This is a genomic window from Mesorhizobium hunchu, assembly GCF_040081975.1.
GTDB classification, from domain to species: Bacteria; Pseudomonadota; Alphaproteobacteria; order Rhizobiales; family Rhizobiaceae; genus Mesorhizobium; species Mesorhizobium hunchu.
On sequence record NZ_JBEBMG010000014.1, the window covers coordinates 27,064 to 49,136 of the forward strand.

The following is a 22,073-nucleotide window of genomic DNA, read 5'->3' on the forward strand; positions in this document are numbered from 1 at the left end:
CGGCTATTCCGCCGGCGACGGCTTCTTCCTGAACATGTTGGCCAGATTGCCCCACAGTTCGATCTTGGCGCCCTGGCGCTTCATGATGATGCCTTGCTGGGTGATCGAAAGCGTGTTGTTCCAGGCCCAGTAGATAACGAGGCCGGCCGGGAACGAGCCCATCATGAAAGTGAAGATGACGGGCATCCAGTTGAAGATGGCCGCCTGCGTCGGATCCGGAGGCGCCGGGTTCATGCGCATCTGCAGGAACATGGTGATACCCATGATGACCGCCCAGACGCCCAGATGCGGCAGGAAGGCCGGCGGCGCGAAGGGCAGCAGGCCGAACAGGTTGAACACCGAAGTCGGGTCGGGCGCGGCGAGATCGTGGATCCAGCCGAAAAACGGCGCGTGGCGCATCTCGATGGTGATGTAGAGCACCTTGTAGAGCGAGAAGAACACCGGGATCTGCAACACCACCGGCCAGCAACCCGCGATCGGGTTGATCTTCTCGGTCTTGTACAGCTCCATCATCGCCTTCTGCTGTGCCATCTTGTCGTCCGCGTATTTCTCGCGGATCTCAACCATCTTGGGCTGCATCTTCTTCATGTTCGCCATCGACTTGTAGGACTTGTTGGCGAGCGGGAAGAAGATGGCCTTGACGATGACGGTGGTGGCAAGGATGGCCAGGCCGAAATTGCCGAAGAACTTGTAGAGCGTGTCGATCAGCCAGAACATCGGCTTGGTGATGAAATAGAACCAGCCCCAGTCGATCAGCAGGTCGAAACGGCGGATGTCGCGATCCTTCTCGTAGGCATTGATGGTCGTGACTTCCTTGGCGCCGGCGAAAACTTCCGATTCCACGGTGGTCGACTGGCCGGCGGCGATGGTGATCGGGTCGGTGAGGAAGTCCGATTGATAGCGCGGGCGCCCGTCTGCGAAATAGGCAAACCGCGGCTGGAACGACTGCTTCTCTGTCGGCACCAGCGTCACCGCCCAGTATTTGTCGGTGATGCCCAGCCAGCCGTCTTTCGACTTGCCCGGCGTGACCTGCTTTTCGTCCTCGATCTTGGAGTATTTGATCTCCTGAAGCCCTTCTTCGCCGGTGACGCCGATCAGGCCTTCGTGCAGAACGTAGCTGGACGCGACAGCCGGCTTGTCGAAGCGCGTGACGCGGCCGTAATTGGAAAGCGTGACGGGAGCGGAGCCACCGTTGTCGACCGTGTCGGAAACGGTGAACATGTAGCGGTCGTCGACCGAGATGGTGCGCTTGAAGGTCAAGCCCTTGTCGTTCGTATAGGTCAGGGTGACAGGCGACGAGTTTGTCAGCACCGGGCTGCCCTGCACGCTCCAGACCGTGTCGGGACCGGGCAGCTTGCCCGCGTCGGCATCGCCGACGAAGCCGAGCTCGGCATAGTAGCCGTTAGGCAACGCCGCCGGATTGAGCAGGTCGATCTCGGGCGAGTCCTTGTCGACCGTCAAGCGATAGTGCTTGAGCTTGAGATCATCCAGTCGGCCGCCGGTCAGGTTGATTGAGCCCTCGAGGCTCGGCGTGTCGATCTTCACGCGGCCGGTCGTGGCCAGCGCCTGGTCGCGGTCGACGGGCGAGGCGCCGTCGGTGCCCGGCGTTGACGGGATGGCGCCCTGCTGGGCGGGCGACGCCTGTGTGCCCGCAGCTTGCGTGCCGGGCGTCGGCGTCGTTGTCTCCGCCGCCTTCTTGTCCTGATCGCGGCCGGCCTCGATCTTGGCGGCTTCCCGCTGCGCCTCGATGCGCGGGTTCATGTAGAACACCTGCCACAAGGTCAGGATCAGCACCGACAGCGCGATGGTGATGAAGAAGTTGCGGTTGTTTTCCATCCGAAATGTCCGGTCCCGGCCGTCTGGGCGCTATCTTGCGCGGAAGCGGCGGGAAAGTTCCGCCTTGATCTGGGCGAAGGGTGCGGCAAGCGCATCCTCGCGTCCGACGATGACATAGTCATGGCCGGGCGCCATTTCAGCGGCGGCATGAACGCGCACCGCTTCCCTGAGCCGCCGCCTGATGCGATTGCGCACCACGGCATTGCCGACTTTCTTCGTCACCGTGTAGCCGACGCGCGGCCCGCCGCCGTCGCCGCGGTCGAGCGCTTCCACGAGGAAAAGCCGCCCGCGGCGCTTTTCACCGCGCCGGACGGCCATAAACTCGGCACGCTTGAGAAGCCGTGCGGGAGCCGGTGCCATCGATCAGGCGCGGCGGACCGGCGCGCCTAGGCGCTGAGCCGCTTGCGGCCGCGATTGCGGCGGGCTGCGACGACGCCACGGCCGCCCTTGGTGGCCATGCGGGCACGGAAACCATGACGGCGCTTGCGGACAAGCTTTGAGGGTTGATAGGTGCGCTTCATTTATTTGAATACCGCGGAGTGCGGCCCTTCTTCGTTCTGCATAGGCAGGAGCTTTGCCGGTCCGGGCTTGGCGCAATAGACATCGCGCCGGAGCGGGCGGCCCGAGCGTGTGCGCGCTTATAGGGAGAAGGCCTGTCCGAGTCAATCAGGCCGACGCCATATGGATAGCACCCTGCCGCACTGCAAAATTGGCAAGGCGCGCCGGATCACATAGTCTTGCCTTGACGGAATTCTCCTGTATCGAAGGCGCATGAGCGAGACCCCTCTAGCGGACGAGCATTTCCGGCCCCGGAAAGCAGCCCGCGGCGTGCCGCTGGCGCGGGGGCTCTCGACCAAGCTCATCCTGCTCACCATCGTGTTCGTGCTGCTGGCCGAAGTGCTGATCTTCGTGCCCTCGATCGCCAGCTATCGGCTGAGCTGGCTGAAGGAACGGCTGGGCACCGCCGCCGCCGTATCGATCGTGCTGGTGCAGGGAGACCCGCAGTCCCTTTCGCGGGAGGCGCAGGACGACGTGCTGGCGGCGCTCGGCGCCAAGGCGATCGCGGTGCGCGACGGCGGCATCTCCCGGCTGCTCGTCGTCGCCGACATGCCGCCGAAGGTGGACGACCAGATCGACGTCGCGACAATCGGCCTGGGCGAGGAGATGGTCGGGGCGCTCGACACGCTGCTGTTCGGCGGCGAGCGCATCCTTCGCGTCTATGGGCCGGTGGGGGACAGCGACAAGGAATTCGAACTGATCATGCCGGACCGGCGGCTTCGCGCCGCCATGCTGACCTATTCGCGCACCGTCGCCATCGTGGCGCTGCTGATCTCGGTTTTCAGCGCGGCGCTCGTCTACGCGGCGATCGACCGCATCATGATCGGGCCGATCCGGAAGATGACGCGGTCGATGCTGACCTTCTCCGAAGCGCCGGACGATCCGGGCCGGATCATCCGGGCGACCAGCCGGGCCGACGAGATCGGCGTCGCCGAGCGAGAGCTGTCGCAGATGCAGGAGCGGCTGCAGCGCATGCTCGCGGAGCAGAAGCATCTGGCCGATCTCGGCCTCGCCGTCTCCAAGATCAACCACGACATGCGCAACATCCTAGCCTCGGCGCAACTGATGTCGGACCGGCTGCGGCAGGTGAAGGATCCGACCGTGCAGGCCTTCGCGCCCAAGCTGCTGCGCACGCTCGACAGGGCCGTCGCCTATTCGGAGGGCGTGCTCGCCTACGGCCGCACGCAGGAAGCGGCGCCGGCGCGCCGCAGGCTGCGGCTCAGGCTGCTGGTCGAGGAGGTGCACGGCCTGCTCGACGTCGGACAGGGAATCGAATTCGTCAATGCGGTCGATCCGGACTTCGAGATAGACGCCGACGCCGACCAGCTGTTCCGGCTGCTCACCAATCTGTGCCGCAACGCCGTCCAGGCGATGGCCGGCGACAGCGAGGAGGCGCTGGTGCGCCGCCTCACCGTCTCGGCCGAGCGCACCGGCAGCGTCAGCCGCATCCTGGTCAGCGACACCGGCCCGGGCCTGCCGCCGAAAGCTCGCGAGAACCTGTTCGCCGCTTTCCGCGGATCGGCGCGCAGCGGCGGCACGGGGCTGGGCCTCGCCATCGCTCAGGAGCTGGCACGTGCGCATGGCGGCGCGCTGGAACTGGTCGAAAGCGCCGGCGGCAGCACCGTCTTCGCGGTGACAATCCCCGACCAGCCGATCCGGCTCGCGCGTGCACGCACCGCGCTGCGCCATCCGGCCTGAGCGGTGCGGCGCTGAAATCCGCCGCACAGGTGAAGCGAGCAAAAGCACATGTCCGGCCACCATTGTCGGCGCCTTGACCCAGGCGAGGCAGGGTATTAGGCACACCTTACCTGCCGGTAAGCGGTTCCGAATGGCGCAGCATCGAGCCGCCTTTCTCGGCACCAGATACTCCAGGCACAGGCGATGCCGCCGCCGGCCCCTGCGATCGCCGGTCGCAAGGTGCCTCCAGTGCCGGGCCGGGACCACTGGCCGGCCCGCACGCGATCCAACGCCCCCACGCCCCGACTGCGTTGTTCCGTGACGTGCGAAAGACGGCGCCCGAAGACGCCTAAAATCTTTTGCCGCTATCGTCTTGCTTTTCACGTTTCCAGTCGCTAGGTAGCACGTCAATTCGCGGCCGGTCATCGATCGGCCCGTATTCGCCGTGATCCATGCACGGTTGCGCGCCCGTAGCTCAGCTGGATAGAGCACCAGACTACGAATCTGGGGGTCAGGAGTTCGAATCTCTTCGGGCGCGCCAAAACCGCCGATTGCCCTCTAAAGCCGCCGATAGCCACCAAGTCTACGCCTGCACAAAGAGCGGGAACAACCAACGGACGAAAAAGCGTAGAAACGGCGGCGTTCGGCGGTGAAAAAAGTTCGAATCGCTTCCGGTCGATTGGTCGATTTTGCCCTGTGCAGACCTGGGATATGGGGCTTTGAACGACCGCTACGCGCCACCGTGCACGAACCCGCTTCGCGGGAGGGGTGCCTCATTCTGAGGCTAGGCAACTGGCATTTGCCTTGAGCGAGTGAAGGCAGCGATCTGGCCATGGAGTTCCCTTCAACGAGAGGAACTCGCCATGGCTACCCCATCGACCGATGCGCCCGTCTCGCCGCTTCGCCAGAGCGAGTATACCAACGGGAAGCACTCGTTAAATTGAAATCTGAGCATCTGTCACCAATTGGGGGATGCTGCTTCATCACGGACAGTGGAGCTCAAACAGGCTCGCACCGTTAGCCAACTCCCACTCCCTATTGACGCCACCCATGAGCTGGCTTGCCGCTTGTCTTGCATTTATGTGCCTTCGCGGAACCGGACCCTCTTCGTCGCATTGTGGAAGATATGCACATGCATGTGCGCAAATCTCTCCTGAAGGAACCGCTATGGCCAAGACCTCGACCCGTTCGCAGGGCAAGCCTGCGACGATCCATGACCAGACGCTCGAACGCGAGGAAGGCGGCGAACTCCATCAGATCGCCGAGGGCGACGGCCAGATCCTGACGACCGCGCAAGGCGGCCCCGTTTCGGACGATCACAACACGCTGAAGATCGGCGAGCGCGGTCCCGCGCTGATCGAAGATTTCCACTTCCGCGAGAAGATCTTCCATTTCGACCACGAGCGCATTCCCGAGCGCGTGGTGCATGCGCGCGGCTATGGCGCGCACGGTTATTTCGAGACGTACGACTCTCTGGCCAAATACACCCGCGCGGACATTTTCCAGCGGGCCGGCGAGAAGACGCCGGCCTTCGTGCGCTTCTCGACGGTCGCCGGATCGAAGGGCTCGTTCGATCTGGCGCGCGACGTGCGCGGGTTCGCCGTCAAGCTCTATACCAAGGAAGGCAACTGGGACATCGTCGGCAACAACATGCCCGTGTTCTTCATCCAGGACGCCATCCGCTTTCCCGACCTGGTTCATGCCGTAAAGGAAGAGCCCGATCGGGCCTTTCCGCAGGCCCAGTCGGCGCACGACAACTTCTGGGACTTCATATCGCTGACACCCGAGTCGATGCACATGATCATGTGGATCATGTCCGACAGGGCGATCCCGCGTTCGTTTCGCTTCATGGAAGGGTTTGGTGTCCACACCTTCCGCTTCGTGAACGCCAAGGACGAGTCGACCTTCGTCAAGTTCCACTGGAAACCGAAATTCGGACTTCAGTCGGTGGTCTGGAACGAGGCGGTGAAGATCAACGGCGCCGATCCCGACTTTCATCGCCGCGACCTCTGGCAGGCGATCCAGTCGGGCAATTTCCCCGAGTGGGAGTTGCAGGTCCAGCTGTTTGACCAGAACTTTGCGGACAGCTTCGATTTTGACGTACTGGACGCCACCAAGATCATCCCTGAAGAAATCTTGGAACCAGTCCCGGTCGGACGCCTGGTCCTCGACCGCATGCCGGACAACTTCTTCGCCGAAACCGAGCAGGTCGCGTTCATGACGCAGAACGTCCCGCCCGGCGTCGATTTCTCCAACGATCCGCTGCTACAGGGCCGCAACTTCTCCTATCTCGATACGCAGTTGAAACGGCTTGGTGGCCCCAACTTCACGCATATCCCGATCAATGCTCCCAAATGCCCGTTCCATCATTTCCAGCAGGACGGCCATATGGCGATGCGCAACCCGGTCGGCCGCGTGAACTACGAGCCGAATTCCTTCGGCGACGGCCCAAGGGAATCGCCGCAGCAGGGCTTTCGCTCCTTCGCCGAAGCGGAAGAAGGCCAGAAAGTCCGGCTGCGCGCGGAAAGTTTCGCCGACCACTACAGCCAGGCACGCCTGTTTTTCAACAGCCAGACCCCGCCGGAGCAGCGCCACATCGCCATGGCGCTGACCTTCGAGCTTTCCAAGGTCGAGACACCGGTGATCCGCGAGCGCATGGTATCGCATCTTCTGAACATCGACGAGGGACTGGCCGAGACCGTTGCCGACAAGCTTGGCCTCAAGCAACTCCCAAAGGCGGCCGACGCCGCCGTCGCGCCCAGGGACGATCTCGAACCGTCACCCGCACTCAGCATTCTCGAAAACGGGCCAGGAAGCTTTGCTGGTCGCAAAGTCGGCGTGCTCGTCGGTCCGGGTGCCGATGCCGTGCTGCTCAGAAAGCTTCAAGCCGCGATCGAGAAGGAAGGCGCGGTGATGGAGGTCGTCGCGCCGAAGGTCGGCGGCGTCGAGGCGGCCGACGGAAGCTGGATCGAGGGCCGGCACATGATCGACGGCGGGCCGTCGGTTTTGTTCGACGCCGTGGCGCTGGTCCTTTCCGAGGAGGGTGCGGAACGCCTGACGGGCGAGGCCGCCGCGCGCGATTTTGTTGCCGACGCATTCGCCCATTGCAAGTTCATCGGCTTCACCTCCGGCGCCGTCCCGCTGCTGCAAAAGGCGGGCGTCGATCCGGACGCCGACGAGGGCCTGATCGGTCTGGACGATCCCAAGGCAATCGCCGACTTCATCGAATCCTGCCGCAAGCTCCGTCTCTGGAGCCGGGAGACGGCGGTCAAACTGTAGCCGATCCAACCAGGCGAAGACGGGAGTTTCTCATGCAGATCATTCGAACCGAGGTCGCCGAGGCAACCGCGCTTTCCGGAGAGCCGATCCTGCGGGTCCTGTTTTGTGGCGAAGGCGGTGACTGTGTCACCGTCGACATGGCCCAGGTCGAGCGTGGAACCGATGACGCAGCTGTCGACCAGGCCAGAGCGATCCTGGTCCAGACCGCGAACTTCGGTCTGGCGGACAATGACTACGACGCCGAAAGCAACGGCAATTTTGACGAAGTCGCCGTCACGGCGGCAAATGACGAGTATGGCGGCCTCTACATTTTCGAGTACCGCGACGGCAAGGGAAGCCGGCAGGTTCCTCCGGCGCGAATGCCGAGCCTGGAGGCGGCGCGCGAGGAGGCGGTCCGGAGCGCGATCGATCTTCTGGCCGACCTGGAACCGGGGGCGGACGACTATCTCTCCGGCTGGCTGGTGCGCGTGCTTGGCGAAAATGGCGAACTACTCTACACCATAGAGGTGCATGAAGCCGAGGCGGCCCGGCAGAAAAGCCAGTGAAGGGCGGGGCGGCTCCAGGAAATCGAAGCCGCCGCAGCCGCTGTGCCAGATTTTGTCGCCGCGTCCTTCCAATCTAGCGCATCAGGCCCGCCGCTCGGAGGGCATCCTCAATGACGGTCTGTATGCCGCCCGACTCTGGCGGAGGCTTGGACAGGTCGTCATCTGGATGGGCCGGGCGCTTCGCCGCCACCTTTTCCATGGCCGGCGACGGCGAGCCGGAAGGCGTCCCTTCGTGGGCCAACCTCTTGGGTTTCGATCTGGCCGCATCCTTTGCCCGCGTCGTATCGATGCCCCAGAAGCGCGCGATCTCGCGCGTGGACGAGATGCCGGCATCGAGCATGAAAGGGCCGGCAGCGCCGAGGCCGTCGCCGACCGGCGCGCCGTGACCCATCCCGGCTATTATGTTGACTTCGACCACCGCCTCGCCCGTAACATTCCGCCAGACCCGCTTCGCAAGTCTGCCGTCCGCTTCCGAACGCGTCGCTATCTTCCTGTCAAGTCCATGAACGCCCAGCCACTGTGCTGCGACGGCGTCCGCGTTGGACGGCGCGACCGTTTGGTCGGCCGTGCCCTGCCAGATCGAAATCCGCGGCCATGGTCCTGGATGGTTCGAGGCGCCGCGAAGGATCCGTTGCAGTTCCTTCTCCGACGGGCCGCCGTGGCCGCGCATGCGGTCGAACGCCTGCGGAATCGTCGTTGCGCTGCCGTAGGGCAGACCCGCAATGATGGCGCCGCCCGCAAAGACCTCAGGATAGCTCGCCAGCATGGCCGCCGCCTTTGCGCCGCCGGCCGAGAGACCCGTGATGAAGATGCGCTTTCGATCGAGGCCGTGCGTGAGAACCATCGCCTCGATCATCTGCCGTATCGAAAGCGCCTCGCCCATATCGCGTCGGGTATCGGCAGGCTCAAACCAGTTGAAGCAAAGGTTCGGATTGTTGGCACGTTGCTGCTCGGGAAAAAGAAGGGCAAAGCCGGCTTCGTCGGCAAGTTGCGACCATCCGGAGTGATGGGCGTATCCGGCGGCATTCTGAGTGCAGCCGTGGAGGACGACGACGAGGGGCGCATTCTTGGGCAAGTCGGGCGGAAGGTGGACTCTGCCTTTCAACGCCCCCGGATTGGAACCGAAGTCGGTCAGAGCCTGGAGACGGTCTCGCCCTCCATGGTCCGCGGCATGCGCGGAGTGTTGCGTGCGCAACGCGCTCAGGCGCGCGATCGTATCGGAGATTTTTCGCAATTGGGCCGTCCTGGTTGTGACGCCCGGAATTGGACGGCAGCCGTCATAACGCACTCGCAGCAATATCGTTGCTGCAATGCACAATAACAAGGCCATGGAGAAAGATCAGGATGCGCAGTCGACGCCGGCGGGGAGGGAATGCGCCCCTCGCGGATTGAGCTATATGGGTCGCGAGCCGCTCAGCAGTGCGTCCAGGACGCGCGGCTGCACCGAGTTCAGGGGAGTAGCTTACCCGTCAGATCCACCAGCTTTCGCACCATGTTCGTCCGGCCAAAAGCGAAGAGTTTCGCGTCAGTATCTTCGCGGCCGGCAATTGTCGTCGCCACGATTTCCGATGCGATCTGCGAAAACGTTATGCCGTTGCCACCATAGCCGAGAACGGCAAAAATCCCGGGATGGCGTGGCAACTCGCCGATATACGGCAATCCGGTGGTGGTGGTTCCGAAGCATCCGGTCCAGGCGAACTCGACCGTCGTGTCCAGATCGGGAAACAGGCGCTTCAACTTGGTCGCAATCGTTCGAGTCTTTGCGGCAAGCAACTCGTCCCGGGTCTCCTCGTCGGCGAAATCCTCGTCCTCCCCGCCGCAGATCACGCGCCCATCGGCGGTTGCGCGCATATAGAGATAGGGGTCGGAAGCCTCCCAGATGAAAGCCGGGCCCGGCCATAGCCGGCTCTTTTGCGGCTTCGTCGCAATCGCATAGGTGGAAATGATGGAATGGGTGTCGGCGGGAACGATATCGAGCAATTCATAACCGGTGGCCAGCACGACCTGCCTGGCGGTGATCGTGGGACCACCCTTCGTTTCGGCCGTTACCCCGTTCGTTCCGCCAGCAAGTGCGGTAACCTCCACCGGCGTATAGAAGCGGGCCTTCCTCTCAAGAGCCCTGCCTAGAAATCCTGCGGTCAGCTTTCTCGGGTCGAGAGCGATGTTGTCGTGGCTGAGGATCGCGCCCTTGCGGGCTATGTCGAATTTCTCCTCCAGGACCGCAGGCGTCAGATAGGCGGCGCGGATGCCCGCGCTACGCCGGGCCTCGGCCTCCTTGCGCAACTCACCCGGATCAAGGGCGTTGCCTGCGAGGTAGAGGGATTGTCTTGCAGCTATATCGCAGCTGATGCCAAGCTCGTCGATGCGACCCCGCAGGTTGGTCACGGCCAATCGCGAGCGCCGCCATGCCTGTTCGGCATCGGAAACACCGATCTTGCGGCCGAGTTCGGAAAGCGGTTGATCGATCTCGAACTGCACCAAGGCGGTGGTTGCGGCAGTCGAGCCCAGTATTGCCCCGCGTCGATCCACGCCGACGACGGAAAGGCCCTCAGCGGTCAGCGCCTCCGCCAGCATCGCACCGCTGATACCAAGACCGACGACGAGGACGTCGCACCGGACGTCCTGCGTGAGCTTCTGCGTCGGTACCCGAGGAGCGCGATAGGCCTCCCACACGGGGCTGCCTGTTCGCAGGTCCAGTTTACGTTGCATGTCGGGTTGCCGCATAAATGAGGAACGGCCCGGGACCACCAGGCTGCATCGGCGGCGGAAGCGTTCCGCTCGCCGGTCGGTGCATGGATGTTCGAAGCCCGGAGCCGATCATGGAGCCGGCTCCGGGCGACGCAACTAACGCGAGGTCAGGTAGGCGACCTCATCATCATCACGCTGCCTGCCGCCCAAGACGGCCGCGGCGCTGGCGATGAACGCGCCGATGATCAGGGACAGCGCCCCGATCAGGGCAAAGGTGGCACCGGCCTTGCGAGCCGTATCGGCCGCCTCTTGCGCCTTGACCTTGGCCGCGTCGACCTGCGCAAGGACGGCATCGACCCGGGCGGTGGCATCTGCTTGCGACAGACCGGTGCGTGCCGCCACGAGCTGGCCGAGATATGTCTTGTCCTCGGCCGAGACCTCGCCGGATGCCGCGCTCGCGATCAGGATACGCGACGCCTGGGCGGCTGCGGCCGCATCGCCTTCGGCGCCAGACGCCGCCAGCCGTGAAGGGTCAGACGGGCGGAACAGCGAGTCGACGAAGTAAGAGCCCGCATCGGATCCGCTGTTAGCTGCGTTGGCAGCGCCACCGGCGGAAGCGCCCATCGCGGCGCCCGACGCAACCGTCGAGGCCGCCTGCACGCCGGTGCCGATCGCGGCGGACAGAGCCGAACCCAGCACGAAGACGACGAGCAGCGTCGCCAAGGCCCAGGCCATGAAGCCATGTGCGGTATCGCGAAAGAAGGTCTCGTCCGTATGGACGCCGACCCATTTGGTGCGAAGACGCCCTGTCAGATAACCGCCGACGCCCGACGATAGCCATTGGACGATCACCAGCCAGATCGCCGTGGACACGGCAAAGGTTGTGACGCTTGCGCCCGCGGTGGACCACGGAGACACCATGGTGAGCCCAAGGCCGGAGCCGAGAAGCATCAGGATGAAGGTGAGCGTTGAGGCGGCGAAGGCGCCTGCAATGATCGGCCCCCAGCTGACCGCAGAGGAAGACGATTCCACAGGCGCGGCGACATCTGTCGCCAGGATGGTTGATGCCATGATCTTCCCTATCGCATGAACAGCATGAGAAGGATGATGATCGGAATAGGAATTCCGAGTAGCCAGAGCAGAATACCGCGTCCCATGGTTGTCTCCTGTCGAAAGAGTGAATGTTGAACAAGACCAGCCGCCGCGGCGAACCGGGCGGCTGTGATGCAATCAGGCGGCCTTGGCCATTTCGTTGGCGGATGTGTCCGCGAGGCCGGTAAGCGCCTTGTCGGTCTTGGATTCTTCGGCAAGCGTCTGGTCAAGCAGCTTGGCGGCGTCCTTCATGCCGAGCACCTCGGCCCACCGCTTCAGCGTACCATAGCGTGTGATCTCGTAGTGCTCGACCGCCTGGGCAGACGAGATGAGACCGGCATCGATCGCCGGTGTTCCCTTGAAGCTCTCGATGATTTCCTCGCCCTCGGCGATGATGCCTTCGATGGCCTCGCAGGTCTTGCCCTGGGCGCGCTTGCCCATCAGCTCAAACACCTGCTGCAAGCGCTCGACGTGGCCCTCGGTTTCATCCTTGTGCTTCTCGAAGGCCGCCTTGAGATCGGGTGAGGATGCGGCACGCGCCATCTTGGGAAGAGCCTTCAGGATCTTCCGTTCCGCGTAGTAGATATCCTTGAGTGTGTCGTGGAAGAGGTCTTCCAGCGTTTTTTCTTTTGCCACGGGAGTTTCCTTGGAACGCCTTGTTGGATTTAATCACAGTGTCGTGAGGCGCATGCTTTACAAGCCCGCTGGGCAGGAAAGGTTCCGCACTGTCGTGGAACGCGTGACGGCCTGAACGGCCTGACTGGAAACACCTTTCACCCGATCGGTTCCGGCGCCTCATAGGTCCAGACCCTAAACGCCTTCAGGACATGCGGGCCGAACGAATTGATCAACGGGATGTCTGCCGCGTCGCGGCCCCGTGCAACGACGATCCTGCCGATCCGTGGCGTGTTGTTGCGCGGATCGAATGTGTGCCATTCGCCTTCCAAGAAGACTTCGATCCAGGCACTGAAATCCATCGGGTCGACGACCGGAACGCCAATGTCGCCGAGATAGCCGTTGACATAGCGGGTGGGAATATTGAGGCAGCGGCAGAACGCGACGGCAAGGTGCGCGAAGTCGCGACAGACGCCGACGCGCTCGTGATAGGCCTCGAAGGCCGTGCGCGTCGAGCGGGCCTGCATGTAGTCGAAGCGGATGTGGTTGTGGACGAAGTCGCAGACCGCCTGCACGCGGCCCCATCCCGGAACAACGGCGCCGAAGATATCCCAGGCGAGCTGGCTCAACTTATCCGTCTCGCAGTAGCGGCTACCCATGAGGTAGACGAGGCTGTCGTCTGGAAGGTTCGGCACGGGCACTTCTTGGGCATTTAGCGCCACCCTATCCGGCCTGCCGTCGTCCTCGATCGTGGCGTCGCCCCACATCGTCAGGTCGCCTGCCGGAGCGACGAGGCGGCGGCAGCGGTTGCCGAACAGATCGCGATAGGTCGACACCCGTACGTCGGGATTGGTGAAGGTCGTTTCCGGCACCGTGATCTCGGCCGCGCGATCCTCGTGGACCGAGAGCAGGCAAACCAACGCGGTGGGCTGCTGGCACGTCAGCGTGATCTCATAGCCGTAACGGATCAGCATCGTAAGGCGTTACCGAAAATCCGCGGCGGTCAGCGTGTAGGAATCGCGGCGGCCGTGGGAATACGCCTCGCGCGCGACATCGTAGATGGATGTGCGCAACGCGTCGAAGGCTGTCAGGCACCTGGCTTCCAGCGCCCCCGCTTCGCGTCTGGCAGCATCCGATTTCGTCAGCGCACCCGCCTCGATGAAGAAGCGGATTTGGAACATGCCGTCGTGGCCCATGAAGCGCACGGCGTTGCGCGCTTCGTCGAAGCTGCGGCTTGGGTTGGGGAAAGCCAGCGTCATAACCCGAACTCCGCTGGTTTCGGGATTGTCTTGAAAGACGAGAGTTCGAGGCGTTCACGTTGGCGCTCGGCGTTGCGCAGGTTGAGACGCAGCATGCCGCTGGTTGCGTCCATGCGGCTCAGGCCGGTCATGGCGGCGTCGCCGAAGCGCGCCGGAATGCCGGTAAAGACATGATAGATCGTCCAGGAGCGGTCGGCTTCGATCCGGCGGCCATACTGATGGTGCATGGAATCCTGTCCGGGCGCACCGCCCTCATTTTCCCAGACGCTAATCGCGGCGGCAATTCGCTTCCGTTCAACTCCGCTGTTGATGTGCGTATTCATTTTATTGCCTTTCTTCGTTTACCGCTTCCAAGCCGATAATGCCACAGTAATGCACCTTGCCGTTCGCGTCGGTGATCATCATCGAGTCAGGGCGCTGTGGCATGTCGAGGGTCCGCGCCAACAGCTGTGCGGCTGCGATGGCGCCGTCGAGACCGTCGACCTCCACGGTTTCACGACCGATGACGGCATGGGCATCGTCGGCGTCGCGGATCCGGTAGAATTCGATCACGATCTTCATCGTTCTTGCCACCGGTCTCGCCGACCACGGTCATCGGCCCTTGCCATTGCCACGCGGGGCGTTGCTGTTTGTAACGAGCTTGATCGGGTTGCTGAACCCGCTTTCAGGCTTGGGCGGCGCCTTGTCCTGCTTCGGCTTCCTCATCTCGCGATTGCTGCGTTTCTGTCCCTTAGCCATGGCCAAACGTCCTTATGATGAGAGTTGCACCCTCGTTGGATTGCGGAGGACGGATCGGTTCCAGGCTGTCTTGTGTCGCCACCCGCTCATGGCGCTCGTCATCGTTGCGGATGCGGTACTGAAGCGAATTTCCCCTTGGCGGGAGCGTGCCCGTGATGTGGTAGATTTCCGCAGTCTTAGGGAATGTGCCAAAGCTGCTACGCAGGCGGACGGCTTGGCCCACCGCAAAAAGATGGGTTGCGGGGGCGGGCCGGACAAAGCGTACGCCGGGTTGCCGGCCGCTTATATAAGTCATGGTTGTTTATCCCTTTCGAGTGCGGCGTCGAGGTCCGCTGGATTGATCGGTACCATCTGCTGTGTAGGTCCCCGCATACCGATGGCCGGCAAGTGGATGAAAGCGCCGACACGTCGCCACGCAAGCCAGGAGGCGCCCTCGATCGTTTCCTCATCATGATCGACGCGATAGTCGCCAGCCGGTTGCACCGTATCGATGTCAGGCAGCCTGAATGGTGCGGAGAAGCGAACGACGGTCTGTGTGGTACGGCTGGCCATGGTCACGATTTCCGCAGGAGCACGCACAGGCGCCTTCCACATTGTTCCCATCCGAACCGGAACGATGCCGATGCTGCCAGTACATCCGTGGTCAGCGCCGGCGTTCATTCCAGGGTTCGAACGGAGCGGTATCCGCGCCGGATTGGCGCGATGGAGCCGCTATCGAGAATTCGGTGGTGAATGGCGGGTCTCTGACACCGCAAAAGCCAAATCGGCCAAATCAACGAGCCTCTTATATGCACTTCAATTGAGTTGCGAACAAGGCGCGGACAGATTTTTATTTCCGATCACAAATTAAAAAATTCAATTTACGTAAAATAAACAACCGCTTGAAGCCAACAATAGGAGCTTCAAAAAGGGGGAATTCTGTAAATTACATGAGATAATCAAAGAGATATTTTGAAATATGCAAGAATTAATTTTGGCACTCCTATCAATCGAGTGCCAAACGCCCTATGTTGGTGTCGTGGCAGCCCTACGCGCCTGCCGCAGAAAGATTCCAATGAAATTCCGGCCACTTCACGACCGCGTCGTCATTCGACGCGCTGAAGGCGATTTGAAATCCAAAGGCGGGATCATCATTCCCGACACGGCAAAGGAAAGGCCGCAGGAAGGCGAGGTGATCGCCGTCGGCCCTGGTTCGCGTGATGAAAGCGGCACACTGACCCCGCTCGACGTCAAGGCGGGCGATCACATCCTGTTCGGCAAATGGTCCGGCACCGAGGTCAGGATCGACGGTGAGGATCTCCTTATCATGAAGGAGAGCGACATCCTGGGCATTGTCGAGAAGACTGGTACTGCGGCCAAGAAGGCCGCCTGATCTTCGATCCCGCATCTCAATATCGAACTGGACGAACACCATGGCTGCCAAGGAAATCAAATTCTCCACCGATGCCCGCGACAGGATGCTGCGCGGCGTCGAGCTGCTCAACAATGCCGTCAAGGTGACGTTGGGGCCGAAGGGCCGCAACGTCGTCATCGACAAAGCTTATGGCGCGCCGCGCATTACCAAGGACGGCGTAACGGTCGCCAAGGAGATCGAACTCGCCGACAAATTCGAGAACATGGGCGCCCAGATGGTGCGCGAGGTGGCTTCGAAAACCAACGACCTTGCGGGCGACGGCACCACTACCGCCACCGTACTTGCCGCCTCGATCCTGCGCGAAGGCGTCAGGCTGGTTGCGGCCGGCATGAATCCGATGGATTTGAAACGCGGCATCGATCTCGGCGTCGCCGCGGTCGTGGAAGAAATCCAGGCCTGGTCGAAGAAGGTCAAATCGTCCGGCGAGATCGCCCAGGTCGGAACCATCGCGGCCAATGGCGACGCCGGCGTCGGCGCCATGATCGCCAAGGCGATGGACAAGGTCGGTAACGAAGGCGTCATCACCGTGGAGGAAGCCAGGACGGCAGAGACCGAGCTCGACGTAGTCGAGGGCATGCAGTTCGACCGCGGCTATCTTTCGCCCTACTTCATCACCAACGCCGAGAAAATGCGCGTGGAGCTGGAGGATCCTTACATCCTCATCCATGAAAAGAAGCTCGGCAACCTGCTGGCCGTGCTGCCGATCCTCGAGGCGATCGTGCAGAGCGGCAAGCCGCTGCTGATCATCTCGGAAGACGTCGAAGGCGAGGCGCTCGCGACATTGGTCGTCAACAAGCTGCGCGGCGGCCTCAAGGTCGCGGCGGTCAAGGCGCCGGGCTTCGGCGACCGCCGCAAGGCGATGCTCGAAGACATCGCCGTGCTGAGCGCCGGCCAGATGATCTCCGAGGATCTCGGCATCAAGCTCGAAAACGTCACGCTCGACATGCTCGGCCGCGCCAAGCGCGTGCTGATCGAGAAGGACACCACCACGATCGTCGACGGCGCCGGCGACAAGGCAGGCATTGCTGCGCGTATCGCCCAGATCAAGGCGCAGATCGAGGAAACGACCTCGGATTACGACAAGGAAAAGCTGCAGGAGCGGCTGGCCAAGCTCGCCGGCGGCGTCGCAGTGATCCGCGTCGGCGGAGCGACCGAGACCGAGGTCAAGGAAAAGAAGGACCGCATCGACGACGCGCTGAACGCCACGCGCGCCGCCGTCGAGGAAGGCATCGTGCCGGGCGGCGGCGTCGCACTGTTGCGCGCCAGGACCGCACTGGCCTCGTTGACAAGCGCCAATGCGGATATCACCGCCGGCATTTCGATCGTGTTCAGGGCGCTGGAAGCGCCGGTCCGGCAGATCGCCGAAAACGCCGGCGTCGAGGGCTCCATCGTCATCGGCAAGCTCGCGGACAGCAAGGATCACAACCAGGGCTTCGACGCACAGACCGAGACCTATGTCGACATGATCAAGGCCGGCATCCTCGATCCCGCCAAAGTGGTGCGCACCGCCTTGCAGGACGCCGGCTCGATCGCCGCCTTGCTGATAACCGCGGAGGCGATGATTGCCGATATCCCGGCGAAGGATTCCGCCGCCTCTGCAGCCGGAAACGGCGGCATGGGCGGGATGGGCGACTAGGCGCATCGACGGTCGCGGATGCCAGGGATGGCATCTCCCGATTTCGTATTTCGTTTCAGGCCGTCGCGCCCGAGCCAACATACGAAGGCAGTGCCCACCCCTCCGCCGCCGGCGGGGACAATCGGAACTTCAATCGGAAAGGATTGATACCATGGCCATGCAAAGCACGACGAAACGATCCCTCTCGCGGCGTTGGGAAGACTATCAGCCTTCGAAGACCATGCTGGCCTGGGCGTGCATCGCGGCAATCGTCGCCACGATAGCCGTCGGCTTCAGCTGGGGTGGCTGGGTGACCGGCGGCACCTCGCAGGCGATGGCCGCGACAGCAGGTGACAACGCGCGCGGAGAACTGGCGTCCGCCATATGCGTCGAACGATTCAACGCGGCACCGGACAAGGCGGCGAAACTCGCCGAGTTGAAGGCCCTGAGCGACAGCTACACGAAACGACAGTTCATCGAGGCCGGCGGCTGGGCGACCATGCCCGGGCAGACCAGCCCCGACAGGCTGGGCGTCCAGGGCTGCGCCACGGCTCTCGCCGCATAGTCTTTGAGGCGAGCCCCCCGATCGCCGGATGGATCTCCGGCGATCTGCTTGACCATCCGCACCAAGGAGTCCATTCGATGATCGTCTACATGAAGAAAATCGATCCGAAGCCCGCAACTGAAGACAACGAACAAAACCGCTTCGAAAGCATCCGCAAGGCGGCTGCCGAACGGCGCCGGAAAGCCGACACCGACGGCACACGCCGGCGTGCCCGCCAAACGGTTGAGGACAACCGTCTCATATGAAACCCCAAGCGTGATGACTTCTCTACGCCACGAGTTCCGCTTGCAGCATCGTGCCGTTCGGCAATCTCCAAACCTATGGAGGCCCGCCCATTGTCGTTGACCGACGCACCCATCTCCCCGCTCCGGGGCAGCGAACGGGCCTGGCCCAAAATTCTCGCCGCCTACCGGAAGCCGCGCAGGGGACGCAGTCTGCTCGAACTGATGGTCACGCTCATCCCGTTCGTCGCCCTTTGGACGCTTGCCGCCTTGGCGGTGCATCATGGCTTCTGGTGGGGGATGGCGCTGACAATTCCAGCGGCGGGATTCCTGCTCCGCCTGTTCATGATCCAACACGATTGCGGCCACGGCTCCTTCTTCGCCCACCGCAAGGCGGATGACTGGACCGGTCGCCTGATCGGCGTCCTTACGTTCACGCCATATGATTACTGGCGCCGCGCGCATGCGGCGCATCACGCCTCTGCCGGCAATCTCGACGAGCGCGGCGTCGGCGACATCACGACCCTGACCGTGGCTGAATACCGATCCCTCTCGCGATCGCACCGCCTCGCTTACAGGCTCTACCGCAACCCGTTCGTGATGTTCGGCATCGGCCCGATCTGGCTTTTCCTGTTCAAGCAAAGGCTGCCCTTCGGCATGATGCGCTCGGGCATGGAGCCGTGGATCTCGACCATGGCCACCAATCTGGCGATCCTGGTTCTGGCCCTTGGCCTCGTCTGGTTGGTCGGCTTCGAGACGTTCATGCTTGTGCAGCTATCGGTCGTGGTGCTGGCAGGATCGGCGGGTATCTGGCTGTTCTATGTCCAGCACCAGTTCGAGGAAACGCACTGGTCGCAAAAGCCGCAATGGCAGTTCCAGGACGCCGCCCTGCACGGTTCCTCATACTATGAATTGCCGTTAGTCCTGCGGTGGTTGACAGCCAACATCGGCATCCATCACGTCCACCATCTTTCGAGCCGGGTGCCGTATTACCGGCTTCCGGAGGTGCTGAGGGACTACCCGGAACTGCGCAGCATCGGCCATATCACCATCTTGGAAAGCCTCAGCTGCGTGAAGCTCGTCCTTTGGGATGAAAAACGCCAGCGTCTCATCTCGTTTCGTGAGGCACGCGCAAAGCCGCTTAGGTATCGGACATTCAAGGAGCCGTCCGGACGCTTGCGCCCGAAAACATTGATTGACATCAATTCAAGGCTCGCGAAAGAATCCATCTTTCGGCGGTCCGTCACCGGTGCAACCGCACGGCCGGCGCGAGGTCAGGCAACGTAACGCGCCGGCTACATTCCGAGGCATTAACAGACGCGTCAACAAACACGCTTGCTATTCCGAAACATGGCGCGCCTAGTGTTATGCGCGCCGCGAAATCGGTAGTGCGGAGGTCGGCGCGAAGGGCACGCGGGGTGGCGCGCGTCGACCTTTTTATAATCTAAATTCGCTTGAGCCGAGAGATTACCTCGTTGCCAGCAGTTCGCGGAATGAAGCACTGACGGCTTCGTGCCGATATGGCTTGGAGAGGAAGATGCCGCCGTCGGGAATATCGGCAATCTCGATCCTGCGATGACCGGAGGTGACGACAATCTTTATCGGCGGCCAGCGGTCGCGCACTGCTGCGGCGAGCTTCAATCCGTCCATGGTGCCGGGCATATCGATATCGGTGAAGAGTAGCCGGATGGAAGGCTCTGTTTCAAGGATGGCGATCGCATCGTCTGCGGTACCCGCCTCGAAGACCTCATAGCCCTCGTCTGCCAGTTGGTCGACAATGTCATTCGGATGAGCGTTTCATCCTCCACGACCAGCACTGCGATTTGGGCGGACATCTGACCTTTCCTGCCTGGGTGTCTGACCAATCTCAGACCAAGGCCGCTGCGACGCTGGCAAGGAGAAGCCGCCGAAAGAAGTTCGGCAACACAACAAGCCATGACAGCCGTCTTGGGTTCCGTTATGAGTTGAATATTCACGCGAAGACCGACGTTGCCTTGCTGGCGAATGCGCGATCGGCCGGAGACAAAGTCGCATGTCGGTCCTTGAACGAAACAATGTTCGTGAAGCGGGTGACGGCTCCCGCATCATGATCTTCGCTCATGGTTTCGGTTGCGATCAGAACATGTGGCGCTTCGTGGCGCCTGCCTTCCAGCCGGATTTTCGTACGGTCCTTTTCGATCATGTCGGAGCCGGGTGTTCCGACCTCAGCGCTTACGACCCGGCGAAGTATGCGTCTCTTCAAGGCTATGCCGATGACGTCGTGGAGATCGGCAGGACGTTGGATTTGAAGAACGCCGTTTTCGTCGGCCATTCCGTTAGCGGCATGATCGGTGCACTCGCCTCGATCAAGGCGCCCGGCCTGTTCGACAGCCTCGTCATGATCGGACCGTCGCCTCGCTACATCGACGACGGTGACTATAAGGGCGGCTTCACCGCACCGCAGATCGACGAACTTCTTGACTCACTCGACGACAACCACATGGGATGGTCTGCGTCCATGGCGCCTGCGATCATAGGCAATCCTGACCGGCCCGAGCTTGGGGAGGAGTTGACCAACAGCTTTTGTCGAACGGATCCCGCAATTGCAAAGCAGTTCGCTCGTGTGACGTTCACCTCCGACAACCGCAATGATCTGGCGAAGGTGCCGGCGCGCACCTTAATCCTGCAAAGCAAGGAGGACATCATCGCGTCCGAAGAAGTCGGCGAATATGTCCATCGCCACATACCCGACAGCGAACTGGTGATCCTGAACGCTACCGGGCATTGTCCCAATCTCAGCGCTCCCCGTGAGGTGATCGCAGCCATCCGAGCGTTCGTCTGATGGCCGGAAGCGGCGTGGCGGAGGATCTCGAAGACCTCTACGAAAACGCGCCCTGCGGGTACATTTCGCTCGGGGTCGACGGCCGTATCGTCAGGTCGAACCTGACGTTTTCGGACTGGACAGGCTTCACTCGGGAAGAGCTCCTCGGAAAGCGGCTGCGTGACCTGTTGGACGTAGCCGGATCGATCTTCTATGAGACGCACTTCGCGCCGCTGATCCGCATGCAGGGATTCTTCAACGAGGTCGCCCTCGATCTGGTCAGGAAGGATGGCGCGAAGCTCGCCGTGCTGGCCAATGCGATCCAGCGCCACGACGCTAAAGGTGATTTGCTCTTCACGCGGCTCACCATCTTCCAGGCAACGCAGCGGCGGCGCTACGAGCGAGACCTGGTCCAGGCTCGAACAGTGGCCGAAGAGGGTCTACTTGCCGAGCGCGAAGCTTCGGAATTGAGAGAACAGTTCATTGCAGTGCTCGGCCATGATCTGCGCAACCCGCTCGCCAGCATAAACGCCGGCGTAAGTATCATGCTTCGCAAGGGCCAGGAGGCGGCTACGCCGGAGTTGCTCGATTTGATGCAGCGCAGCATCAGGCGCATGCAGGTGCTCATCGACAATGTGCTCGACCTCACCCGCACACGGCTCGGTGGCGGCCTCATGCTCCAGATCGAGCGATCTGTGGCGCTCGGTCCAGTGTTTGCTCAAGTCGTCGACGAGCTAAGGATGGCGCATCCGGATCGGGAAATCGTTACTTCGATCGAAACTGGGATTATGCTGGACTGCGATCCTGGCCGCTTGGGGCAATTGCTTTCCAACCTTCTGGGAAATGCCTTGACACATGGCTCGGCCGATGCCGCAGTCAGGATCCAAGGCGACATAGAAGACGGAAAGTTCAGGCTGTCGGTTGCGAACGAAGGCGATCCGATCCCGCCCGCCACGATGGAAAGGCTGTTCCAGCCATTCTACCGCGGAGAGGCCGGGGCGAGCAGGGTGGGATTGGGCTTGGGCCTCTATATTGCGTCCCAAATCGCTAAAGCGCATGGAGGCACCATCGAGGCAATTTCGGATATTTCCAAAACCATGTTCCGGTTCGTTATGCCGACCTCGGGGCCGATGCCGGGTCACGCGCATTGACAACACGGCAGCGCTGTCGG

Annotated in this window: 24 protein-coding genes, 1 tRNA gene and 1 pseudogene; 11 read left to right on the top strand and 15 right to left on the bottom strand. The window is 62.1% G+C overall.

Translation table 11 applies throughout. The features are described from left to right. Nucleotides 1–3: 3 nt before the first annotated feature. From yidC to rpmH, 3 genes are read right to left on the bottom strand one after another with little or no spacing between them, the layout of a single operon-like run. Complete coding sequence (gene yidC / locus ABMA46_RS19195) at nucleotides 4–1,836, bottom strand: membrane protein insertase YidC (protein WP_349001614.1); 1,833 nt, start codon at nucleotides 1,834–1,836, stop codon at nucleotides 4–6. 30 nt (nucleotides 1,837–1,866) lie between these two features. Next, nucleotides 1,867–2,196 (bottom strand): ribonuclease P protein component, encoded by a 330-nt coding sequence (gene rnpA, locus ABMA46_RS19200; protein ID WP_349001615.1) that lies wholly within the window; start codon nucleotides 2,194–2,196, stop codon nucleotides 1,867–1,869. 26 nt (nucleotides 2,197–2,222) lie between these two features. Continuing rightward, entirely contained in the window at nucleotides 2,223–2,357 is a 135-nt protein-coding gene (gene rpmH / locus ABMA46_RS19205; protein ID WP_008833937.1) for a 50S ribosomal protein L34, read from the bottom strand. Nucleotides 2,358–2,607: 250 nt separating this feature from the next. On the opposite strand from rpmH, the gene ABMA46_RS19210 reads away from it, so the two are divergent. From ABMA46_RS19210 to ABMA46_RS19225, 4 genes are all read left to right on the top strand, one after another. After that, nucleotides 2,608–4,092: a sensor histidine kinase gene (locus tag ABMA46_RS19210; protein ID WP_349001616.1), complete on the top strand. Its 1,485-nt coding sequence runs from the start codon at nucleotides 2,608–2,610 to the stop codon at nucleotides 4,090–4,092. A gap of 443 nt (nucleotides 4,093–4,535) precedes the next feature. Further along, nucleotides 4,536–4,612, top strand: a tRNA-Arg gene (locus tag ABMA46_RS19215). Between the two features lie 626 nt (nucleotides 4,613–5,238). Next, the gene (katE, locus tag ABMA46_RS19220) at nucleotides 5,239–7,350 is read left to right on the top strand and encodes a catalase (protein ID WP_349001617.1); all 2,112 of its coding nucleotides are present in this window, start codon (nucleotides 5,239–5,241) and stop codon (nucleotides 7,348–7,350) included. Between the two features lie 32 nt (nucleotides 7,351–7,382). Continuing rightward, entirely contained in the window at nucleotides 7,383–7,895 is a 513-nt protein-coding gene (locus ABMA46_RS19225; RefSeq protein ID WP_349001618.1) for a DUF6894 family protein, read from the top strand. A 73-nt stretch (nucleotides 7,896–7,968) separates the two neighbouring features. On the opposite strand, the gene ABMA46_RS19230 is transcribed toward ABMA46_RS19225, so the two are convergent. From ABMA46_RS19230 to ABMA46_RS19280, 11 genes and pseudogenes are all read right to left on the bottom strand, one after another. Next, on the bottom strand, nucleotides 7,969–9,129 hold the full coding sequence (locus ABMA46_RS19230; protein ID WP_349001682.1) for an extracellular catalytic domain type 1 short-chain-length polyhydroxyalkanoate depolymerase: 1,161 nt from the start codon (nucleotides 9,127–9,129) through the stop codon (nucleotides 7,969–7,971). A gap of 215 nt (nucleotides 9,130–9,344) precedes the next feature. Next, nucleotides 9,345–10,604, bottom strand: a complete 1,260-nt coding sequence (locus ABMA46_RS19235; RefSeq protein ID WP_349001619.1) for an NAD(P)/FAD-dependent oxidoreductase — start codon at nucleotides 10,602–10,604, stop codon at nucleotides 9,345–9,347. A 135-nt stretch (nucleotides 10,605–10,739) separates the two neighbouring features. After that, on the bottom strand, nucleotides 10,740–11,654 hold the full coding sequence (locus ABMA46_RS19240) for a hypothetical protein (protein ID WP_349001620.1): 915 nt from the start codon (nucleotides 11,652–11,654) through the stop codon (nucleotides 10,740–10,742). A 159-nt stretch (nucleotides 11,655–11,813) separates the two neighbouring features. Then, nucleotides 11,814–12,311, bottom strand: coding sequence for a YciE/YciF ferroxidase family protein (locus ABMA46_RS19245; protein WP_349001621.1), 498 nt, complete (start codon nucleotides 12,309–12,311; stop codon nucleotides 11,814–11,816). Between the two features lie 137 nt (nucleotides 12,312–12,448). After that, nucleotides 12,449–13,264 (bottom strand): transglutaminase-like domain-containing protein, encoded by an 816-nt coding sequence (locus ABMA46_RS19250; protein ID WP_349001622.1) that lies wholly within the window; start codon nucleotides 13,262–13,264, stop codon nucleotides 12,449–12,451. 9 nt (nucleotides 13,265–13,273) lie between these two features. Next, the gene (locus tag ABMA46_RS19255; RefSeq protein WP_349001623.1) at nucleotides 13,274–13,549 is read right to left on the bottom strand and encodes a DUF1488 family protein; all 276 of its coding nucleotides are present in this window, start codon (nucleotides 13,547–13,549) and stop codon (nucleotides 13,274–13,276) included. Beyond that, on the bottom strand, nucleotides 13,546–13,872 hold the full coding sequence (locus tag ABMA46_RS19260) for a hypothetical protein (protein ID WP_349001624.1): 327 nt from the start codon (nucleotides 13,870–13,872) through the stop codon (nucleotides 13,546–13,548). Before ABMA46_RS19260 ends, ABMA46_RS19255 begins: the two co-directional genes overlap by 4 nt. Nucleotide 13,873: 1 nt before the next feature. After that, entirely contained in the window at nucleotides 13,874–14,110 is a 237-nt protein-coding gene (locus ABMA46_RS19265; RefSeq protein WP_349001625.1) for a hypothetical protein, read from the bottom strand. A 30-nt stretch (nucleotides 14,111–14,140) separates the two neighbouring features. Beyond that, the gene (locus ABMA46_RS19270) at nucleotides 14,141–14,287 is read right to left on the bottom strand and encodes a hypothetical protein (protein WP_349001626.1); all 147 of its coding nucleotides are present in this window, start codon (nucleotides 14,285–14,287) and stop codon (nucleotides 14,141–14,143) included. Beyond that, nucleotides 14,283–14,582: pseudogene (locus tag ABMA46_RS19275) on the bottom strand (hypothetical protein); the annotation flags it as partial. The pseudogene ABMA46_RS19275 and the gene ABMA46_RS19270, both read right to left, overlap by 5 nt. Further along, complete coding sequence (locus ABMA46_RS19280; protein ID WP_349001628.1) at nucleotides 14,579–14,839, bottom strand: FHA domain-containing protein; 261 nt, start codon at nucleotides 14,837–14,839, stop codon at nucleotides 14,579–14,581. The pseudogene ABMA46_RS19275 and the gene ABMA46_RS19280, both read right to left, overlap by 4 nt. Before the next feature lie 502 nt (nucleotides 14,840–15,341). On the opposite strand from ABMA46_RS19280, the gene ABMA46_RS19285 reads away from it, so the two are divergent. The 5 genes from ABMA46_RS19285 (at nucleotide 15,342) to ABMA46_RS19305 (ending at nucleotide 19,389) form a co-directional block, all read left to right on the top strand. Next, nucleotides 15,342–15,659, top strand: a complete 318-nt coding sequence (locus ABMA46_RS19285; protein WP_349001683.1) for a co-chaperone GroES — start codon at nucleotides 15,342–15,344, stop codon at nucleotides 15,657–15,659. A gap of 40 nt (nucleotides 15,660–15,699) precedes the next feature. Further along, a complete protein-coding gene (groL, locus tag ABMA46_RS19290; protein ID WP_349001629.1) occupies nucleotides 15,700–17,337 on the top strand; it encodes a chaperonin GroEL in 1,638 nt (545 codons plus the stop codon). Between the two features lie 151 nt (nucleotides 17,338–17,488). Continuing rightward, on the top strand, nucleotides 17,489–17,881 hold the full coding sequence (locus ABMA46_RS19295) for a hypothetical protein (RefSeq protein WP_349001630.1): 393 nt from the start codon (nucleotides 17,489–17,491) through the stop codon (nucleotides 17,879–17,881). 77 nt (nucleotides 17,882–17,958) lie between these two features. After that, nucleotides 17,959–18,126, top strand: a complete 168-nt coding sequence (locus ABMA46_RS19300) for a hypothetical protein (RefSeq protein WP_349001631.1) — start codon at nucleotides 17,959–17,961, stop codon at nucleotides 18,124–18,126. A gap of 75 nt (nucleotides 18,127–18,201) precedes the next feature. Further along, complete coding sequence (locus tag ABMA46_RS19305; protein ID WP_425475775.1) at nucleotides 18,202–19,389, top strand: fatty acid desaturase; 1,188 nt, start codon at nucleotides 18,202–18,204, stop codon at nucleotides 19,387–19,389. A 180-nt stretch (nucleotides 19,390–19,569) separates the two neighbouring features. On the opposite strand, the gene ABMA46_RS19310 is transcribed toward ABMA46_RS19305, so the two are convergent. Continuing rightward, a complete protein-coding gene (locus ABMA46_RS19310; RefSeq protein ID WP_349001684.1) occupies nucleotides 19,570–19,881 on the bottom strand; it encodes a response regulator in 312 nt (103 codons plus the stop codon). A gap of 253 nt (nucleotides 19,882–20,134) precedes the next feature. Between ABMA46_RS19310 and ABMA46_RS19315 the strand changes: the two genes are divergently transcribed. Continuing rightward, nucleotides 20,135–20,923: an alpha/beta fold hydrolase gene (locus tag ABMA46_RS19315; protein WP_349001633.1), complete on the top strand. Its 789-nt coding sequence runs from the start codon at nucleotides 20,135–20,137 to the stop codon at nucleotides 20,921–20,923. Between the two features lie 14 nt (nucleotides 20,924–20,937). Next, on the top strand, nucleotides 20,938–22,053 hold the full coding sequence (locus ABMA46_RS19320) for a PAS domain-containing sensor histidine kinase (RefSeq protein ID WP_425475776.1): 1,116 nt from the start codon (nucleotides 20,938–20,940) through the stop codon (nucleotides 22,051–22,053). Nucleotides 22,054–22,073 lie beyond the last annotated feature (20 nt).